Source organism: Pedobacter vanadiisoli (assembly GCF_042684385.1).
In the GTDB taxonomy this organism is placed as follows: Bacteria; Bacteroidota; Bacteroidia; order Sphingobacteriales; family Sphingobacteriaceae; genus Pedobacter; species Pedobacter vanadiisoli.
The window spans coordinates 53,022-70,196 of record NZ_JBHULL010000012.1; the positions used below are offsets into that span (position 1 = coordinate 53,022).

Sequence of the window (17,175 nt, forward strand, 5' to 3'; positions counted from 1 at the left end):
AAATAAAGCCACAAAATCACCCTTCGTCATACCAGCGTTATATCTCTCACAAAACGATAGTTGGCAAGCCCAAACACCCATTTTGTAAACCTTTTGGCTATCTTTTTGTTACATTAGCAGCAGATAAACCGATAGAAAATGGATTTACAACTTCCTAAAAGCGAATACCCAAGAGTAGTTATTGTAGGCGGCGGATTTGGTGGAATTGAATTAGCTAAACGTTTAAAGAATAAACCTTTTCAGGTGGTGATGCTCGATAAGCATAATTACCATACTTTCCAGCCTTTACTTTATCAGGTAGCTACAGGAGGTTTAGAAGCCGATTCGATCGCTTTCCCATTAAGAAAGATTTTTAAAGGACAAAAGAATTTAATTTTCAGGGTAACCAAAGTTACGGCTGTTAACGCTGCTGAAAATTGCCTGGAAACCGATATCGGTAAAGTGAGCTATGATTACCTTGTACTGGCCACTGGTTCTACCAGTAATTTCTTTGGCAATAAAGAAATTGAAGCCAACTCGATGCCCATGAAATCTATTCCCGAAGCGCTGGACCTCAGGAGCCTGATTTTACAGAATTTCGAAAAATCGCTGATTGAAAAAGATCCCGATAAAAAGAATGCGCTACTTAACTTCGTAGTAGTAGGTGGTGGACCAACAGGTGTAGAAACCTCCGGAGCCATTGCAGAGCTTAAAAAGCATGTTATACCAAACGATTATCCCGAAATGGATGTAAACAAGGTAAACATTTATCTGATTGAAAATTCGCCGGAGTTATTAGGGGTAATGTCGCCGCAGGCACAAAAAAAATCGAAAGATTTCCTGACCGATATGGGTGTGCAGGTGATGAACGAAACACGCGTATTGGGTTACGATGGCCATACTTTAACCTTACAGGATAAAGCCCCTATTTTAAGCTCAACAGTGATCTGGAGTGCTGGTGTTAAAGGGCAGGTGATAAACGGGCTAGATAAAGCAGAAATTGTTCGGGGAGGAAGATTAAAAACCGATACCCAGAACCTGATCGTTGGTTACCAGAATATTTATGCCATTGGCGATGTGGCTGCCATTATTGATGAAGAAACCCCCAATGGCCATCCGGGCGTAGCACCAGCCGCTATCCAACAAGGGCATCATCTGGCTAAGAATCTGATCAATATTGCTACAAACAGGCCATTGGAGAAATTTAAATACTTCGATAAAGGATCGATGGCTACAGTTGGCCGGAACAAAGCTGTTGTAGATATTGGCAAGATCCGCTTTCAAGGTGTTTTCGCCTGGTTTACCTGGATGTTTGTGCACCTGATGACTTTAGTGGGCTTCCGAAATAAGATTATTGTTTTTGTAAACTGGATCTGGAGTTATTTCAGTTATGATAGAGGAACTCGTTTAATCATCAGAACCTTTGCAAAAGACCGTAGTGTAGATTACCGTGAAGAAGTGAAGAGTGAGGTGAATGTTCATTAGTTCATTGGTCATTGGTTCATTGGTCATTGGTCATTGGTTCATTAGTTTGTTGGGTAATAGTTTATTAGTCAATAGTTTGTAGGGTAATAGTCAATGGTTTATTAGTGAATAACCTTTAATCAACTGAAAATTGTTTACTGCAAACTGAAAATTGGTCAAGTGATACTATGTACCATGTTATACTTCTTTTTTACGAAAACTTTCCTCAATTTGCATTTAAACCAAAAATATGAGCCAAAATAAATTCAAATTAGTAGAGTGTCCCCGCGATGCCATGCAGGGACTTCATGATTTTGTACCTACCGGACTCAAATCCGAGTACCTTAATTTGTTGCTTCAGGTAGGCTTTGATACGCTCGATTTTGGAAGTTTTGTTTCGCCAAAGGCCATTCCGCAAATGGCAGATACTACCGAGGTTCTGGCAAAATTGGATTTAAGCAATGCTAAAACCAAACTGCTGGCCATTGTAGCAAATTTGCGTGGTGTAGAAGCAGCTGTTCAGCACCGGGAGATCAATTATCTTGGTTTTCCTTTTTCCATATCCGAAACCTTCCAGCAACGCAATACAAACTCCAGCATTGCACAATCGCTCAGTACAGTTGAAGAAATGCTTTCTCTTTGTGCTAAAAACAATAAAGAGGCAGTGGTTTACCTCTCTATGGGTTTTGGAAACCCCTACGGCGACGAATGGAATTATGAAATTGTAGAGCAATGGGCTGATGTGCTTGTAGGTAAAGGTGTGGGGATATTGTCGCTGGCCGATACTGTAGGTGTTTCTACGCCTGAAAAAATTGAATATATATTACCCAAACTGATTTCAAGGTTTTCCCATACAGAAATCGGTATCCATTTGCACTCTACTCCTGCCGAACGCTTTGAAAAAATTGAAGCGGCATACCATTCGGGGGTTAAACGCATCGATTCTGCTTTAAAAGGCTTTGGAGGCTGCCCCATGGCGGCTGATGACCTTACAGGCAATATTGCCACGGAGGATGTAATTGGCTTTTTAAAGAGCAAAGGCGAAAATTTAAGCCTGAATATGGATAAATGGAACGAGGCAATGGCTTTTTCAGGGAAGATTTTCGGTTAAGGCCGTAGTCTGCAATAAAACAAGTTCCAGGAATTGATATATTGGAGGCCCGTTTAAACCATCATTGATGGTATTTATGGCGGTCATTCGACAGGCCAGGGATAGCTATTCTAAATCTACGCTACCCCCTCAATTACCACTTCGTTTACCTTTTTATGCATCATATTGCTTACGATATTAATTACTGTTTTTCGTGGAAAAAGCCTTGGTATAAACGAGGTTAAATAGTTTGTAAAGCCTACAATTTTAAAACTTTTCCCCTTTAACATACTTTTAATTCCCATATGAGCGACCGTTTCTGGAGTGTCAGCATTCATTCCCCGTGTATTTGCCCTTGCAATGCTTTGAAAACCAGTGCTGGTATTTCCAGGGCAAAGTGCCGTAATTATTATGCCCTTTTTATGGTATTCACCATACAATGCCTCAGAGAATGCCAAAACAAAAGATTTACTTGCACAGTAAACTCCAACATAAGGGCAAGGCTGAAAGGCGCCCGTTGAGGCTACGTTAATGATACCGCCAGATCCATTTTTCAACATGGCAGGAATAAACAAATGAGTTAACTTAACCAGCGCATTGATGTTAAGTTCCAGCATATTCTCGTACACTTCTATGGTTTCATCTAAAAAGTTAGTCCATTTACCAAAGCCTGCATTATTTATCAGTAAATCAATAGTCAGGCCTTCTTTTATAATTTGGTCATAAAGTTTTTCAGGTGCATCTTTTTTAATTAAATCGGCTGCAAAAACAAATACCCTGACACCATATTGTTCATTCAGTTTTAAGGCCAGTTCCTGTAATTTATCAAATCTTCTGGCAGTTAAAACTAAAATTGCCCCCATTTCAGCTAATTTGTAAGCGAAAGCTTCGCCAATACCCGATGATGCCCCTGTTATTAAGGCAACCTTTCCATTAATACTTTTCATCTTTAAAATGTTAAAATCTTGAAGTTGTAAAGATCAATAGGGACTCAATAAAAACTACTGAACAAATGTTAAGAAATTGCGGCGATTTTTTTTCTGATGCGGCTTAAAGACTGTGGTTCAATGCCTAGGTAAGAAGCGATGTATTGCAGCGGTACATTCTGAATCATTTCAGGATGATTTTTCATTAAATTATGATAACGTTCATCAGCAGAGCAGGTAATCATCTCCTGGGTTCTTTGTTCGTTATATAATAATGATTTTTCGTAGATCACTTTACTAAAAACATCCCAATTCGGGCTTTTTTGATAAAGAATATCAAGATTTTTTCTGTTAATCTTTAACAAATCGCAATCTGTAACGCATTTAACACTATCTTTTGATGTTTTTTGATGTAAAAAGCTATTGAATGATGTAATAAATCCGGGTGGACAATTGATGTGGCTGGTTATTTCATTTCCATTTTGATAATGGAAAACACGCACAAAACCACTATTAACAAAGTATAAATTTACCGGAATCTTATTTTCGAACTCCAAAAAATCATTTTTTTTATGCTTAACGGGCTCAAATAGTTGCTTCATTAAACGGACGTCTTCATCATTAAAGCCGATGTGCGTAGAAATGAGATTTAAAAGTTTATCGTGAGCCATAAATCATAAGTTTAAAGCCGATAAAAACTAAACCTTCTTCACCATTTTAAAATGCTGTATGCCAGCTTCTTCAAACTGCTCACCTTCTGCAACAAAACCAAACTTGGCATACAAGCTCATGGCATCTAATTGTGAGTTTAGGTAAATATAATGTGCATCTTCCGGCAGATCGGATAGAGCCTCGGCAATTAATGCACGGCCCACCCCCTGCCCTCTAAAATCCTTTAAAACCGCAAAACGTTCCAGCTTATAACCAAGATCGGTTTTACGCCACCTGCAGGCGCCGCAAGGCTGTCCGTTGCTGGTAGCCAAAAAATGCGTGGATTCGTCTTCATGCTCCCATTCTAGCTCCGGCGGACAGTTCTGTTCGTCTACAAATACAATTTTACGTATGGCAAATACTTTATCTAAATCTTCAGGATGATTAACCTTTTGAACGTGCAGACTCATTATCGTGGTGTTTAAAGTGTTTATTAGTACTTAATTTAAGCTCATTCAACTCTTTGGCTACATCAATTGAATGAGAACAGTGAATATCGGTCTCTTTTTTGGCTAAGGTAGCCAGCGTAACGTAAAATTTGTGTAACTGATCTAAATCCTTTTCCGTTAAATCTTCAATATCGACCATCCGGTTACTGGCTTTTTCATGTGCTGCAATTAATTCGTTCAACTTTAATTGTATCGCCTTTCCATCCTTATTTTGTGCCTTTTGAATCAGAAAAACCATTAAAAAGGTAATAATCGTTGTACCCGTATTAATCACCAGTTGCCAGGTTTCAGAGTAATTAAACAAAGGGCCGGTTATTGCCCAAATAATTACAATAGCCGTAGCTGCAATAAATGCAATAGAACTCCCTGTAAACTTGGTCGCTGCATTAGCGAATTTCTCAAAAAAATTATTTTTCCTGCTTTCGTTTCTAGATTTTGCCATTACAAATTTGTTTGCTTAAATATAACCATAAAAACAAACAAAAGCGCCATAAGTTTTTAAACCCATGGCGCTTTGTTTATTGTTGGAAATTAAAAATGTTAGAAGGTTTTAATGTTAAGACCTTTCAACTTTCCTAATTTAAAACCCGATTAAAGTTTATCGTTTACATTAATACAGTTTAGATCTTCAAAAGCAGTAGTTAAACGCTTAACAAAAGCCTCTTCACCTTTACGTAACCAAACACGTGGATCGTAATATTTTTTATTTGGTTTATCATCGCCATCAGGGTTACCAATCTGGCCTTGAAGATAACCTTCATTCTTTTTGTAATATTCTAAAATACCTTCCCAAAATGCCCATTGCATATCCGTATCGATATTCATTTTTATAGCACCATAAGAAATTGCTTCCCTGATTTCTTCCTGAGAAGAACCAGAACCACCGTGAAATACGAAATTGATTGGTTTTTCAGCTGTCAGGCCAAATTTTTCTTTGATAAAATCCTGAGAGTTTTTCAGAATTACCGGTTGCAATTTTACATTACCCGGTTTATAAACGCCATGTACATTACCAAAAGCCGCAGCAACTGTAAAGCGCGGAGAAACCTTGCTTAATTCTTCGTAAGCATAAGCAACCTCGCTTGGCTGGGTATATAATTTAGAACTGTCTACATCGCTATTATCAACACCATCTTCTTCTCCGCCTGTAACACCAAGTTCGATTTCGATAGTCATGTTCATTTTAGCCATGCGTGCCAGGTATTTAGCAGAAATTTCCATGTTTTCTTCAATCGACTCTTCCGATAAATCCAACATGTGCGATGAAAACAAAGGTTTTCCGGTTTCAGCGAAGAATTTTTCGCCGTAGTCTAAAAGTCCATCAATCCAAGGCAATAATTTTTTAGCGGCGTGGTCGGTATGTAAAACCACGGCAACACCATAATGTTCTGCCAATAAATGTACATGTTTAGCAGCCGATACAGCTCCTAAAATACATGCTTGCAATTTCTCGTTATCTAACGATTTACCAGCATAAAACTGGGCACCACCATTAGACAATTGAATCATAACAGGCGAATTTACTGCCTTAGCAGTTTCCATTACCGCATTTACCGTATTGGTACCGGTAACGTTTACTGCTGGTAAAGCAAACTGATGTTTTTTAGCCTGCTCAAATAATTCTTGAACAGCATCTCCGTAAATTACGCCTTTGTAGCCTTTTAAACTCATTTCTTGTTAATTTTATTAAACTCGAAGTTATAAAAAAAAATAACATTCCAAGCTTTTGTAACAACAGAATTATTTGCTTAACAGCAAAATAAGGCCTATTTAGTGTAAAAAACACATTATCCTTAGTGTAAAAAACACACACTCTGGTTTTCAATCCCTTTCACAACCGGCAATCAAATAATCAACCAACTAAGCATTAACTATTTTTACAGCTAAATAAGGTTCGACTTTATTTTATTTTTCGTTTCTTTGCAATCCAATTCTTTAAAAAATTATATGGCTTGGTTTAAAAGAGAGAATAAAGGTATCATTACCACAACTGAAGAGAAAAAGGAAGCACCGGATGGTTTGTGGAATAAATGTCCAAATTGTAAGAAACCGCTACATCAGGCAGAACTTCAGGAAAACAAATATGTTTGTCATTACTGTGATTACCACCTGAGAGTAGGTTCAAAAGAATATTTCGAGGTTTTATTTGATAATAATCAGTTTAAAGAGTTATTCCCCAACCTCACATCGGGCGACCCTTTAAATTTTAACGATAATAAACCTTATACTGATAGAATTAAAGAAAGCCAGGCTAAAACAGGCTTAAAAGATGCCATCAGGGCAGCAGTTGGTAAAATCGAAGGTCAGGACCTTGTTATTGCCTGTATGGATTTCGCCTTCATAGGTGGTTCCATGGGCTCGGTTGTAGGTGAAAAGATTGCACGTTCAATCGACTACAGCATCAAACACAAAGTTCCTTTCCTCATGATTTCCAAATCAGGTGGTGCCCGAATGATGGAAGCTGCATTTTCATTAATGCAAATGGCTAAAACTTCAGCAAAACTGGCATTGTTAGCGCAGGCTAAAGTTCCCTATATATCTTTATTAACCGATCCAACTACGGGAGGCGTAACGGCATCTTATGCTATGCTTGGCGACATTAACATTGCCGAACCAGGCGCTTTGATCGGCTTTGCAGGTCCGAGGGTAATTAAAGAAACCATCAAAAAAGATTTACCGAAAGGTTTCCAAACAGCAGAATTTGTACTGGAACACGGTTTTCTGGATTTTATTGTCGACAGAAGAGCCATGAAAGCTAAATTGGGCGCTTTTATCAAAATGATGAATAACTAAATTGGTTCAGTAGTTCATTGGGCATTGGTTCATTACTGTAAATCGACCAATAAGCAAACGACAAATGAACTGGTAAACGATAATAAGAAAAGCAGGGCTAGAATAACTTAGGTTAATTCAGTCCTGCTTTTTGCTTGTAGTCCCGATTAGAAAAAATCGGGAGCTACCGCTGCAATCAGGTTTACATTACGCAAGCCAGTAATTCTTTGGTGTGGCGGTTTTCCTAGCGAGTGCTTCAACTATACCGCAGGGTGGGCTATTTTAAAAAGCGCCCCGTCCTGCGGGCGCCCCTCCAAAAAAGGAAAATACCACAACTTTTCGTATTTTTAACTTAACCAAACTTAAAAATCCAGATGAAAAAGATATTACTCTTCACCTTCCTCATCGCCACCTTTATTTCCGTTAATGCGCAGGAGAAAAAAACTAAAGTACCATACGATGAGGCTTTAGCCAAAAAACTCGGGGCTGATAATTATGGAATGAAAATGTATGTGCTGGTAATCCTTAAAACAGGCCCGAACACTACAGAAACCAAAGCTAAAACCGATAGTTTATTTGCCGGTCATATGGCCAATATGGGTAAAATGGTCGAGATGCAAAAACTGGTAATTGCCGGCCCAATGGGCAAAAACGACAAAAATTACCGTGGTATTTTTATTTTAAATACAAAATCGATCGAAGAAGCCAAACAGTTATTGGAAAGTGACCCTGCAATTAAAGCTAAACTGCTGGAACCAGAATTGTATAACTGGTACGGATCTGCTGCACTTTCCGAATATCTGCCTTTTCATGACAAGATACAGAAAAGTAGTTTCTAGGCTTGTTTAGCCACGGATGTGCGGAAAACACGGAAAGTTATAGTGGTGGGGTCAGATGTTGCTATCTTACCTTTTAGCTTAGTCCACTGTTTTCATATTATTTTTCCAATACCTTAAAAGAACCAGCATCCCACATCAGATCTTCATTAAATTTAGGCACCATTTTATGCACTTGAGTTGGGGTTTTATCTCCCGTGGTAATAAATTTCCAGGTTTTACCTTTATCAGCGCTTATGGCTAGTAATGTTGTCCTTAAAATCGTTGTGCCCATATCGCTACTGCTTTTGTTTTCTACGGAAATAGCACAATGAAGCTCTTTTCCGGCCTGATAAACTTTTGAAGTACTTATTATTTTTTGACTAACGGTTTTTATATTAATAGAGTTACTAATTTCATCATTAGCTCTTAACAAGCTTACAAACTTATCTTTACCCCCTCTATATTTAATTTCTGTAGGGTATAAAAAATCAACATAGTTTTCGTAATTTTTTTTCAGGTAATTATCTATCATCAATTGAGCTGTGCGTCTGGCATTGGCGATAACATTCTGTTGAGAAAAGGCAAATTGCCCAACAAAGAGTAACAATAATATAGAGACCGTTTTTTTCATCATTTATAGTTTTTTGTCAAGTATAGAAAAATAAGCGCATCAAAAAAACATATCAATATAATTCGTACAGGCTCAGTGCAACATTTCCATTAACATCCTTCAATCCTACCCCTTATTCCATAAATTAGCACATCAAATAATCAACCCTAACTAATTATGAATAAAAAACTACTATTTTCTGCATTATTCCTATGTGCTTCGGCAAGCGTTTTTGCGCAAGACAGGAAAGTAATCGACAATATTGTTAAAGAAGTAAACGAAAACTCTCAATTAGAGAAACTTGCACACGAACTGTTGGATGTTGTTGGTCCGCGTTTGGTTGGTTCACCCCAAATGAAACAGGCTAACGATTGGGCAGTAAAAAAATATAGCGACTGGGGGATCTCTGCCAAAAACGAAAAATGGGGCGAATGGGCCGGTTGGGAACGTGGCATTACCCATATCGACCTGGTAAGCCCGCGGGTACGCACTTTAGAAGGCACACAATTGGCATGGAGCCCTTCAACCAACGGAAAAGCCATCAATGCAGAAGCTATTATCTTACCCGAGATTACCGATTCGGTATCTTTTCAGAAATGGTTACCCAATGTAAAAGGCAAAATTGTTTTAATTTCCATGAACCAGCTTTCTGGCCGGCCAGAAAAAAACTGGGAAGAATTTGCGACTAAAGATCTTTTCGAAAAGTTTAAAAAAGAAAAAGCCGATGCCTCAAAAGCGTGGATAGCAAGTCTGGCAAAAACGGGTCTAACAGCCAAAACCCTTCCGGTGGCTTTAGAAAATGCTGGCGCTGTGGCCGTAGTAATCAACAACTGGTCGCAGGGATTTGGGGTTGATAAAATTTTTGGCGCGAACACCACCAAAGTGCCAACGTTAGATTTATCGGTAGAAGATTATGGCCTGGTTTACCGTTTGGCTTTAAATGGCAATAAACCCATGCTTAAAATCGAATCAGAATCTAAAAAATTAGGGGCTGTGCCTACTTTTAATACCCTTGCCGAGATTAAAGGCAAGCAAAAACCAAACGAATATGTAATGTTATCGGCGCATTTCGATTCGTGGGATGGCGCAAGTGGTGCTACAGATAATGGCTCAGGCACCATTTTAATGATGGAGGCCATGCGTATTCTAAAGAAATTTTATCCGAACCCGAAACGTACCATTTTAGTGGGGCATTGGGGCAGCGAAGAGCAAGGCTTAAACGGCTCGAGGGCCTTTGTAGAAGATCATCCGGAAATTGTAAATAACCTGCAGGCTTTATTTAACCAGGATAATGGTACCGGCCGCGTAGTCAATATCGGTGGACAAGGTTTTGCCAAATCAAAGGAGTATATTACCCGTTGGTTAGCCGCAGTTCCTGATACGATTAAAAACCAGATTAAAACCAATTTCCCTGGCGCACCTGGCGCAGGAGGATCAGATTTTGCTTCATTTGTAGCTGCGGGAGCTTTAGGTTATTCGCTAAGTTCTACCAGCTGGGATTATGGTACTTATACCTGGCATACCAACCGCGATAGTTATGATAAATTGGTTTTCGACGAAATCAGGAGTAACGTAATTTTAGCCGCCATTATGGTGTATATGGCTTGCGAGGATCCTGAAAAAACTTCAAACGAAAAAGCTACTGATTTACCGGTAAATGAACGTACCGGAAAACCGGCAACCTGGCCAGTTCAGACCAAAGCAAATAGAAAAGGTGGATTGTAAATCGATATTTTGAATCGTTTATTAAAGAGCATTTGGAAACAGGTGCTCTTTTTTAGATTCACAATTATTAATACAAAATGACTGACGCTCACTTACAATTAACGTTTTTCTTTCTTTCTGGATTAGTCTGTATTACTTTAATTGCTACATTGGGTGCATTAGCCTCCAGGAAATTTAATTTCAAATATACCCACCTAAGTGTATTATCTTTTGCAGTGTATATTGGTATCGGTTACCTCCTATCTAGCCATTTCCAATTAATAGTTATTGTTGCAATAACCGCACTTTTAGGATTATACGACTGTACGATAGGCTTGAAATTATCAATCAGATTAAAAGCCAACTCAGAAAACATCAATGTTGTAAAAAGCAATGTTAAAATGATAATATTGATGATTATGGTAGCAGTTTTATTTGGTTTTATAGGATATTGTATCAACGGATACTTTAGGTCCTGATCAATAGCCGTTTTTAAAACTCCAAACTAATAACTCTACACTCCAAACTCATTTTCTACTCCTCTTTCTTCTGAAACTTATAAAACAGATACCCTAAAAAAGGCAAAATCAATACACTTCCTAATAAAAGTGCCAGTCCTAAGCTATAAATGGTTTTCTCTGGTCCAACGGTTTCCAGCAAAGAAATGGCATTTCCGCTCTTTAAACGGATAAAATTTGGAAAGTGGGCATAACTGATCGCCAGGAGGATCATCGTTACCTGAAAGCCTGCTAAAATGCGTAAAATCTTGGTTTTGCCTTTAATTAACAAATACCATAACAATACCAGCGATAAACTGGCCAAAATAATGGCCGATAACCCCACATTGCTCTTAAAAACCCAGTCAATCAAAGGAATCTGATCACGTTGTGCGGCTATAAATACCATTGCACCAAAAACTACCGCAGCGATATTCATAAACTCAGCCTTTTTAATAAAACGGCGTTTATCATGAGATTCTTTGGTTTCACCAATGAGATATATTGCAGCGAGGAAACCACACAAGGCCACCGTAAAGAAGCCTACAGCAACAGAAAACCAGTTTAACCAGCCCGATATATAAGCAGTATAAAAATCAGTCGCTTGCGTATCAATATGCCCTGAAATCAGGCTTCCGGCAATAATACCCAGAAATAATGCGGTTATAAAGCTCGAATACCGGAATATCCGGTTGTATAGCCATTGCATATCGTCTTTTACAGCATCATAATGGCGGAATACAAAGGCGGTACCGCGTGCAATAATACCAATGAGCATAATTGCCAATGGAATATGCAGGTAAACCGACATGGTGGTATAAATAAAGGGGAAACCCACAAAAAGGATCACGATAGCAATAATAAGCCACATGTGGTTCGCTTCCCAAACCGGACCAATGGCATGATACATGGTTTTACGCGTTCTGCTCCTGTTTTTGGTTGAGGTAAAAAGCTCTATAATCCCCGCACCAAAATCGGCACCTCCCAATAAGAAGTAAAGCAGGATAGCCATGCATAAAAAGGTAATTACAACGTCTTTCATCATCTATTTTTTCACAGATTAACACTGATTTTAAACACCCGATTCATATATCTAACTGTGTACATCCTCTCTATCTGTAGTTAAATTTGATTCGGTTTTATGATATAACACAGGCACCATTTTTATCTGGCGGTAAAGCAAAAATGTTACGATTATACTTAACGAAACATAAATTGCCGAGAAGATATAAAATGAATAGGCAATACCTGGCATAGGGGTAACCGCATCTTGAGTACGCATAATGCCATAAATAATCCAGGGCTGCCTGCCAACCTCTGTAACTACCCAACCGGCCTCTAGAGCGAGGTAACCAAGCGGAATGGCAAAAACAAACAGTTTTAACAGCCAGCGCTTTTCGGTTAAAGGTTTCTTTTTAAGAAGAATGAAAAAGTAAATTAAAGATACCAGGAGCAGCAGTGTACCAATACCAACCATAATCTGAAAAGCATAATGGGTTATGGCTACCGGCGGATGATCGCTTTCAGGAATTTGATCCAGCCCCTTAACTTCGGCCTTGAAATCGCCATGTGCCAGGAAACTCAATGCCGCTGGAATTTTAATTGCACCTTTTACCGTTTTATCTTTTTCATTTACAATACCACCAACCAGTAGCGGCGCAGGTTTTTCTGTTTTATATAATGCTTCCATTGCGGCCAATTTTGCAGGCTGGCGTTTAGCAACGTCTTTTGCAGAAATATCACCACTTAATGGCTGTAACACCGCAGCAATGCAGGCAAATACAGCAGCTATTTTAAAGGCTTTTAAATGGAAATATGCATTTCTGTTCCGAAGGATCATTAAAGCGTGTACACCTGCCACAGCAAAGCCAGTAGCGGTAAATGCGGCCAAGCACATGTGCAGAGACTGTGTAAACCAGGCTTTATTGAACATTGCCTGTATGGGATCGATATTAAGGTATTGCCCGTTTACAAAATCGAAACCTGCCGGACTGTTCATCCAGGCATTTGCCGCAACCACCAAAATACCCGAGGCTAAACCGCTTACTCCGACTACCATCCCTGTAAACCAGTGGAACCATTTGTTTAACTTGTTCCAGCCGTAAAGAAAAAAACCGAGGGCAATGGCTTCAATAAAAAAGGCTGTTCCCTCAAGCGAAAAAGGCATTCCGAATATTGGTCCGGCGTGGTCCATAAATTTTGGCCAGAGCAGGCCAAGTTCGAATGATAACATCGTACCCGATACGGCACCTGTGGCAAAAAATATGGCAACACCTTTACTCCAGGCTTTGGTAAGGTTTTTATATACCTCTTCTCCCGTTTTAAGCCATTTATAATGCGATACAGCCATAAAGAAAGGCATAACCATACCTATACAGGAAAAAATAATGTGAAAGCCTAATGATAAGGCCATTTGGGAGCGGGCTGCGATAAAATCATCCATGGGCTGTAGATTTTGAATTGTAACAAATATAACTGTTAAAGACTAAAGCCTAGGGTAATTCAATGACGTTGAAAGGATTATTTTAAATATAGAACGTTTATAAATTGAAAAAAGATTTGGAGATTCTTTGTCGCAAAGACAATTATTTTTTTTTAACCAGAGATAAACACAATCAGATATCGTCATTTCGAACGGAGTGCAACGCAGTCGGGAAACACGTTGGTGCTCAGTGAAGCTAGATCTGTCAAGACAGATCTCTCCCATTCCGCTGCGATTCAGCCGAGATGACGATTTTTATTTTGGAATATTAGAATTAAGCTCCCTTCAATTCATCATAAGCAGCGCTTAAGCTTCTTTGAATGCCTTCTCCCTGCCATTCGGGGGCATTTGGAATAGCAGTAGTTTTTAGAATATCTTCTTTACTTTTTCCGGCTTTAATTTCGCCGCCCACAAAAGTTAGGAGGTTTTGAAGGTAATTTTGATAAGCCTTTACGTCTGCTTTGTTGCCTGTTACTTTTTCAGGATCTAAACTATGCCCCCAGATAAATAGGGTGTCGTTATCAAACTGGTTCTGTATCTTTTCCAAAGCTGTAATCCAGTTGCCAATATGTGCTCCATTTTCACGGTCAATGTACGGGAATTTCCGGTTGAAAACCAGGTCGCCAACGTGTACAATATTGGCATTTTCGAAATGGTAAACAGCATCGCCATTAGTATGTCCTGAACCATAATAATAGGCTTTGATATTTTCGTCGCCCACTTTAGCGGTCCATTTTGTTCCGAAAGTAGTATCAGGCAGAAGCTGTTTATCTAAATTATTTGCTTTTTCTGCACCTCTTTTCTGATTAATCAGCGAATTTTGGTGTGCCACTACTTTTTCGGTCAATCCCTTAAAAGAAATATTCCCTGCGGTATGGTCGCCATGGTGGTGCGTATTGATCAGGTATTTGAAAGGTTTTTCACCAAGTTTTTTTAATTCGTCGATTACATGCGGCGCCGTGGTCGGGAACTGTGCATCTACCACTACAAAACCATTTTTAGAATTTAGCCAGCCAATGGTGCCGCCCTGTTCGGTAAATATCCCCACATCATTACGGAGTGGTTTAAAATTATAGGCGCGGAACAATTCCTGCTGCGCAAAAACATCTGTTTTATAAATTGATAACAAGGCCATGGCCAGTGCAGAATTCTTGATAAAATTTCTTCTTTCCATATTGGGATTGAGCTAAAAAACCACGGCATTTACCGTGGTTTGAATTTAATGATTTTGATCGTGAATTAGCAAAAATTATATTTGCGAGCCTGGTGTGGTACCAGGCTCATGCCCTGGCCCAAAGGCATTATTCTTGCGGTCTTTATCCTTATTGAACAGATTGGTGGATACCTTGGATGACTTGTTTTCATCAAGTGACCTATTCTCTTTAATATCTTCTGCGGTTTTATCCAGTAAATCGTTCTCAACAACCTTACCTTTTTCTTTATTCGTTCCCATAATAACTGTAAATTGATGTATTATAGGAACAAGCTAAAAATAAGATTGTTTTAATAGTTATTATTGGAATAGGTTTATTCCTGCACAACACTTCCAATGCTTGGTGGCTGGCCAAACACGATATGCAATAATGTTAAAGCTGATGGTTCAACAAACAAAAAACAGCTGAAACGAACGGTTTTACAACATTGCCCCGGGTAATTTACCCAACTCATGAATGCACCCGAAAGAATGAAACCTCCTTTTATGGATTTTATTGAAATGGTTCGAAGATTCGAATGAAAACGGATTGAAGATAAACTTGTAAATGTGTTTTCTTTCTTCGTTTAGTTTTTCTGCCAGCTTTGCGTTTTCCAGATTCTGAGTGTTGTGGTTCTTTTCCATGACGATATAGATTATTGAAAACCTGGTGGGCTTTCAGGGTTAACAATTTTAATACTCGAAAAAAGCTTTTTAAAATTTGCTTAACCTTATACCATGGGGTGTTTGATAAGGTTTCGTTCAGGAACAACAGATAAAATGGCGTAAATTGCTTTATTGTTGATTAAATATAAGCTTAATTTTTGATTTTTGCAAGCTATTTTTTTGTTTTTAGGGTTCTATCTCCCAATGTTCAAACTTTTTTTTGAAATCAGTTGCAGAAGCACTCTGGTAGTCACAGTTCGTTCTCACCAGGTATAGGTAGCACAGCTGGCAACACTATTTCAGATGGCAACGTGCAGAGAATTTGTTGTTATGCCTAAATCATTCTTCAGCAACCTGCTGTTAACCTGAAATAGAAATACTAACTGCGGTATATAAACCTGATTGAAGCAAATACCGGCCAGGTGCCTAATACCTGCAGGTGCCCGCCTGAACAAATGGGCAGATATAAGCGGAAAGCAGGGACAAACATCAAAACAAGAAGCTGTCTCTGCTTTTCAAAAAATTAGCATCAAATTATTTTACAACAAAAAAGTCCCGATTTTCACCGGGACTCTCCTATTTGGTTAATGATATTTTATGCCAGTGCATTTTGTTTCACTACCATTTTTACTTTTTCGATTACGTAATCCAAATCCTCTTTGGTGGTATATTTACTAAATGAAAAACGTACTGACGGACGGTTTGGATCGGCATTTATACCATTTAGCACATGCGAGCCAATGTTTGAACCCGAAGAACAGGCACTACCACCCGAAGCGCAGATCCCGTTGATGTCCAAATTGAACAGTAACATATCGGCCATGTCCATTTCAGGGAAAGAAACATTTAGCACCGTATAAAGACTTTTGTCGGCATCGGTTTCGCCGTTAAAGCCAATACCTGGGATTTCGGCAATCAATTGCTCTTTTAAATAATCTTTTAAACCCTGGATATAAGTCTGGTGCGCCGTCATCTCGGCATAGGCAATTTCTAAAGCTTTGGCCAAACCCACAATACCATATACATTTTCGGTACCGCCACGCATATTGCGCTCCTGTGCACCGCCGTAAATCATTGGCGGAATTTTGATATTGCTGTTTACGTATAAAAAGCCTACGCCTTTTGGTCCGTGCAGTTTATGTGCTGCACAAACAATAAAATGCGCTTTAAGCTCCCTTACATTGTGCGGATAATGCCCCATGGTTTGCACAGTATCTGCATGGTAAATGGCATTGTATTTTTCGCAGATATCGCCCACTTTAACCATATCGGTCAGCGTACCCAGTTCATTATTGGCATGCATTAAGGAAACAAAAGTACGCTCATTATTCTGAAGCAGTTCTTCTAAATGGTTATAATCTATGTTGCCTTTTCCATCGATATTCACAAAGCTCAGTTTGTCGATCTCGCCGTTTTTAAGCATGGTATTTAAGGTATGCTCAACCGCGTGATGTTCGATTTTTGAGGTAATGGCATGTTTAATACCATAAGCAGAAATGCCGCAACGGATAGCAGTATTATCAGCCTCGGTGCCACCAGAAGTGAAAAATATTTCGGAAGGTGACGCGTTTAACAGACCAGAAACGGTTTTACGGGCTTTTTCTACCAGCGTCCGCACCTCTCGACCAAGCGCATGAATGGCAGATGGATTACCGAAATAATTTTCCATCACATTTGTCATTTCTGCAATTACCGCCGCATCTAAAGGTGTTGTGGCCGCATTATCTAAATAGACCCTTTTCATTTCTTACGAATATTTAAAAGTTAGTATTTCAAAGATGTTTTGCTAATCAACATCCCTGTTTAAAATAATCG

Annotated in this window: 16 protein-coding genes; 5 read left to right on the forward strand and 11 right to left on the reverse strand. The window is 39.0% G+C overall.

Annotated elements, in window-relative coordinates:
- The first annotated feature begins 138 nt into the window (after positions 1 to 138).
- Positions 139 to 1,464, forward strand: a complete 1,326-nt coding sequence (locus tag ACFSR6_RS15400; RefSeq protein ID WP_379080394.1) for an NAD(P)/FAD-dependent oxidoreductase — start codon at positions 139 to 141, stop codon at positions 1,462 to 1,464.
- 229 nt (positions 1,465 to 1,693) lie between these two features.
- Positions 1,694 to 2,554, forward strand: a complete 861-nt coding sequence (locus ACFSR6_RS15405) for a hydroxymethylglutaryl-CoA lyase (RefSeq protein WP_379080396.1) — start codon at positions 1,694 to 1,696, stop codon at positions 2,552 to 2,554.
- Positions 2,555 to 2,670: 116 nt separating this feature from the next.
- Here the strand turns inward: ACFSR6_RS15405 and ACFSR6_RS15410 are convergent, their stop codons facing one another.
- From ACFSR6_RS15410 to fbaA, 5 genes are all read right to left on the reverse strand, one after another.
- On the reverse strand, positions 2,671 to 3,480 hold the full coding sequence (locus ACFSR6_RS15410) for an SDR family NAD(P)-dependent oxidoreductase (RefSeq protein ID WP_379080398.1): 810 nt from the start codon (positions 3,478 to 3,480) through the stop codon (positions 2,671 to 2,673).
- A gap of 68 nt (positions 3,481 to 3,548) precedes the next feature.
- Positions 3,549 to 4,130: a Crp/Fnr family transcriptional regulator gene (locus tag ACFSR6_RS15415; RefSeq protein ID WP_379080400.1), complete on the reverse strand. Its 582-nt coding sequence runs from the start codon at positions 4,128 to 4,130 to the stop codon at positions 3,549 to 3,551.
- 27 nt (positions 4,131 to 4,157) lie between these two features.
- Positions 4,158 to 4,580: a GNAT family N-acetyltransferase gene (locus tag ACFSR6_RS15420; protein WP_379080402.1), complete on the reverse strand. Its 423-nt coding sequence runs from the start codon at positions 4,578 to 4,580 to the stop codon at positions 4,158 to 4,160.
- Positions 4,555 to 5,061 (reverse strand): low affinity iron permease family protein, encoded by a 507-nt coding sequence (locus ACFSR6_RS15425; RefSeq protein ID WP_379080404.1) that lies wholly within the window; start codon positions 5,059 to 5,061, stop codon positions 4,555 to 4,557. The genes ACFSR6_RS15420 and ACFSR6_RS15425 overlap by 26 nt, the downstream gene beginning before the upstream one ends.
- A gap of 149 nt (positions 5,062 to 5,210) precedes the next feature.
- Positions 5,211 to 6,290 (reverse strand): class II fructose-bisphosphate aldolase, encoded by a 1,080-nt coding sequence (gene fbaA / locus ACFSR6_RS15430; RefSeq protein WP_379080406.1) that lies wholly within the window; start codon positions 6,288 to 6,290, stop codon positions 5,211 to 5,213.
- Between the two features lie 276 nt (positions 6,291 to 6,566).
- On the opposite strand from fbaA, the gene accD reads away from it, so the two are divergent.
- Both accD and ACFSR6_RS15440 read left to right on the forward strand, forming a co-directional pair.
- A complete protein-coding gene (gene accD, locus ACFSR6_RS15435) occupies positions 6,567 to 7,412 on the forward strand; it encodes an acetyl-CoA carboxylase, carboxyltransferase subunit beta (protein ID WP_379080408.1) in 846 nt (281 codons plus the stop codon).
- A gap of 353 nt (positions 7,413 to 7,765) precedes the next feature.
- Positions 7,766 to 8,230 carry a YciI family protein gene (locus tag ACFSR6_RS15440; protein ID WP_379080410.1) on the forward strand — a complete coding sequence of 155 codons (465 nt, stop codon included), beginning with the start codon at positions 7,766 to 7,768 and terminating at the stop codon, positions 8,228 to 8,230.
- A gap of 97 nt (positions 8,231 to 8,327) precedes the next feature.
- Here ACFSR6_RS15440 and ACFSR6_RS15445 read toward each other — a convergent pair whose 3' ends face one another.
- A complete protein-coding gene (locus ACFSR6_RS15445) occupies positions 8,328 to 8,843 on the reverse strand; it encodes a hypothetical protein (RefSeq protein WP_379080412.1) in 516 nt (171 codons plus the stop codon).
- 153 nt (positions 8,844 to 8,996) lie between these two features.
- On the opposite strand from ACFSR6_RS15445, the gene ACFSR6_RS15450 reads away from it, so the two are divergent.
- A complete protein-coding gene (locus ACFSR6_RS15450) occupies positions 8,997 to 10,544 on the forward strand; it encodes a M20/M25/M40 family metallo-hydrolase (RefSeq protein ID WP_379080414.1) in 1,548 nt (515 codons plus the stop codon).
- A 513-nt stretch (positions 10,545 to 11,057) separates the two neighbouring features.
- On the opposite strand, the gene ACFSR6_RS15455 is transcribed toward ACFSR6_RS15450, so the two are convergent.
- From ACFSR6_RS15455 to ACFSR6_RS15475, 5 genes are all read right to left on the reverse strand, one after another.
- Positions 11,058 to 12,062, reverse strand: coding sequence for a cytochrome d ubiquinol oxidase subunit II (locus tag ACFSR6_RS15455; RefSeq protein ID WP_379080450.1), 1,005 nt, complete (start codon positions 12,060 to 12,062; stop codon positions 11,058 to 11,060).
- A 51-nt stretch (positions 12,063 to 12,113) separates the two neighbouring features.
- Complete coding sequence (locus tag ACFSR6_RS15460; protein WP_379080416.1) at positions 12,114 to 13,463, reverse strand: cytochrome ubiquinol oxidase subunit I; 1,350 nt, start codon at positions 13,461 to 13,463, stop codon at positions 12,114 to 12,116.
- A gap of 313 nt (positions 13,464 to 13,776) precedes the next feature.
- Positions 13,777 to 14,676, reverse strand: a complete 900-nt coding sequence (locus ACFSR6_RS15465) for an MBL fold metallo-hydrolase (protein ID WP_379080418.1) — start codon at positions 14,674 to 14,676, stop codon at positions 13,777 to 13,779.
- 75 nt (positions 14,677 to 14,751) lie between these two features.
- On the reverse strand, positions 14,752 to 14,955 hold the full coding sequence (locus tag ACFSR6_RS15470; protein ID WP_379080420.1) for a hypothetical protein: 204 nt from the start codon (positions 14,953 to 14,955) through the stop codon (positions 14,752 to 14,754).
- Positions 14,956 to 15,955: 1,000 nt separating this feature from the next.
- Positions 15,956 to 17,104, reverse strand: coding sequence for a cysteine desulfurase family protein (locus ACFSR6_RS15475; RefSeq protein ID WP_379080422.1), 1,149 nt, complete (start codon positions 17,102 to 17,104; stop codon positions 15,956 to 15,958).
- Between the last annotated feature and the right edge of the window lie 71 nt (positions 17,105 to 17,175).

Coding starts and splice junctions, on each gene's coding strand:
- accD (WP_379080408.1), top strand. CDS start 6,567: ATGGCTTGGTTTAAAAGAGAGAATAAAGGTATCATTACCACAACTGAA.
- ACFSR6_RS15405 (WP_379080396.1), top strand. CDS start 1,694: ATGAGCCAAAATAAATTCAAATTAGTAGAGTGTCCCCGCGATGCCATG.
- ACFSR6_RS15475 (WP_379080422.1), bottom strand. CDS start 17,104: ATGAAAAGGGTCTATTTAGATAATGCGGCCACAACACCTTTAGATGCG.
- ACFSR6_RS15470 (WP_379080420.1), bottom strand. CDS start 14,955: ATGGGAACGAATAAAGAAAAAGGTAAGGTTGTTGAGAACGATTTACTG.
- ACFSR6_RS15415 (WP_379080400.1), bottom strand. CDS start 4,130: ATGGCTCACGATAAACTTTTAAATCTCATTTCTACGCACATCGGCTTT.
- ACFSR6_RS15465 (WP_379080418.1), bottom strand. CDS start 14,676: ATGGAAAGAAGAAATTTTATCAAGAATTCTGCACTGGCCATGGCCTTG.
- ACFSR6_RS15425 (WP_379080404.1), bottom strand. CDS start 5,061: ATGGCAAAATCTAGAAACGAAAGCAGGAAAAATAATTTTTTTGAGAAA.
- ACFSR6_RS15455 (WP_379080450.1), bottom strand. CDS start 12,062: ATGAAAGACGTTGTAATTACCTTTTTATGCATGGCTATCCTGCTTTAC.
- ACFSR6_RS15460 (WP_379080416.1), bottom strand. CDS start 13,463: ATGGATGATTTTATCGCAGCCCGCTCCCAAATGGCCTTATCATTAGGC.
- ACFSR6_RS15420 (WP_379080402.1), bottom strand. CDS start 4,580: ATGAGTCTGCACGTTCAAAAGGTTAATCATCCTGAAGATTTAGATAAA.
- ACFSR6_RS15400 (WP_379080394.1), top strand. CDS start 139: ATGGATTTACAACTTCCTAAAAGCGAATACCCAAGAGTAGTTATTGTA.
- ACFSR6_RS15450 (WP_379080414.1), top strand. CDS start 8,997: ATGAATAAAAAACTACTATTTTCTGCATTATTCCTATGTGCTTCGGCA.
- ACFSR6_RS15445 (WP_379080412.1), bottom strand. CDS start 8,843: ATGATGAAAAAAACGGTCTCTATATTATTGTTACTCTTTGTTGGGCAA.
- fbaA (WP_379080406.1), bottom strand. CDS start 6,290: ATGAGTTTAAAAGGCTACAAAGGCGTAATTTACGGAGATGCTGTTCAA.
- ACFSR6_RS15410 (WP_379080398.1), bottom strand. CDS start 3,480: ATGAAAAGTATTAATGGAAAGGTTGCCTTAATAACAGGGGCATCATCG.
- ACFSR6_RS15440 (WP_379080410.1), top strand. CDS start 7,766: ATGAAAAAGATATTACTCTTCACCTTCCTCATCGCCACCTTTATTTCC.